The following is a 1,092-nucleotide window of genomic DNA, read 5'->3' as shown; positions in this document are numbered from 1 at the left end:
ATCAAGATAAAACCAAATGCTGGCAACAATGCCCATAAAACAAGATCTAAATATGATTGAGCAAAAAAAACCAGCTCAGACAGCTGGCCAAAGAAAAGTAAGACAGGCGAGATATTAACCAAGCCAAAAGCAAAGACGACAAAAAGAATCACCACCAATAAGCTACCAGACAAGACTGCACGGTGGATTTCACTTTGATTACCACTGCCCTTAGCAAAAGCAACCATATTAGCCGTAGCGACTAAAGCACCAATACCAACGATGTAAAAGAATTGATATACAACTGCGCCCAAACCACCACCAGCAAGCACATCAACCCCTAAACGCCCCATCAATAGCGTATCGATCAAACCCATTAAAGCAAATGAGATTTGCCCTATTACCAATGGGCCAGCAAGGCTAAAGATAGCTTTCAACATAGGAGAGAGTCTTGTTCTAGTGAGCTTTTATCGCTCAAAGTTTATTCTGAAGCAGAATCACGCTTAGCTCTGATACTCGCATACCATTGTGAGGGGTTTATTATCTCACCGTCCTCTTCACTAACTTCGGGATATGGAAGTTTGTTCTGGTGGCAATAGCTAGCGACTTTAGGGTGCGCCCAGCGAAAGAAAGTTTCCTGATAGGTTTTACCATCTAAACGAACCTGATCATAAGACCCAGCCAAGGACCGCTGCCTTTGCGCTTCAGCGAGAATAATGGCTGCGGCAACCGATACGTTAAATGACTCCACCATACCAAGCATCGGAATCACAATATGCTGATCCACCTTGGCCGCTGCGATATCACTGACGCCCTTCTTTTCATTACCTAATAGAATCGCGCAAGGCTTAGTATAGTCAACATCCCTATAATCAATTGCGCTATCAGACAGATGCGCAGCATAAACCTTATAGTCCTTTTCATGCAGGGTATCAATCGCCTCTGGCATTGACTCATGTCGAACAATATCCACCCAACGATCACTGCCCATTGCCGTACCACTATAAGGGCGATGCTTATCCCAGGGCCATACCATATTTAGTTCTTGGATACCGACCGCATCGCTGGTTCGAACCAGTGCAGCAATGTTTCTCGGCTTATGAATCTGTTCTG

2 protein-coding genes are annotated in these 1,092 nt (G+C 44.7%); both read right to left on the bottom strand.

What is annotated here, in order from left to right:
- Positions 1-419: MATE family efflux transporter (locus tag A3761_RS04560; protein WP_255374918.1), on the bottom strand; the 419-nt coding region annotated here is incomplete at its 3' end.
- Between the two features lie 41 nt (positions 420-460).
- Positions 461-1,092 (bottom strand): tRNA (guanosine(18)-2'-O)-methyltransferase TrmH (gene trmH, locus A3761_RS04555; protein ID WP_068749902.1); only part of this gene is annotated, 632 nt, incomplete at its 5' end.

This window comes from Oleiphilus sp. HI0123 (assembly GCF_001635315.1).
This window is presented reverse-complemented; position numbering and strand designations above follow the sequence as displayed.